The organism is Vibrio sp. 03_296 (assembly GCF_002265885.1).
On sequence record NZ_NPKW01000787.1, the window covers coordinates 1 to 347 of the forward strand.

Consider the following 347-nt stretch of genomic DNA (forward strand, 5'->3'; position numbering starts at 1 on the left):
ACAAATCTCGGCCTAAACTATCCGTACCAAACCAATGCTCAGCATTTGGTCCAACGTGCATGGCATACCAGTCAGTATCATCAAACGTGAAAGGCGCTAACATCGGTAGGAAAATGACAGCAAGTGTCATCACCATAAGGATAAACAAGCTCACCATCGCAGCTTTGTTTCGCATAAAGCGAATGCGGGCATCTTGCCATAAGCTGCGACCTTCAATTTCTAAGTTTCTGAAACTTCTCAAGCGCTTCCAGAATTCTCTTTTTTCGTCAACATAACCATATACGTCCCTGTTAGTAGCGAATTTTCGGATCAATCATCGCCAACAAAATATCTACGATGGCGTTGAA

1 pseudogene is annotated in these 347 nt (G+C 43.2%); it reads right to left on the bottom strand.

Going from position 1 to position 347, the window contains the following annotated elements:
• Window positions 1-273, bottom strand: a pseudogene (locus CIK04_RS34515) (peptide ABC transporter permease); the annotation flags it as partial.
• Between the last annotated feature and the right edge of the window lie 74 nt (window positions 274-347).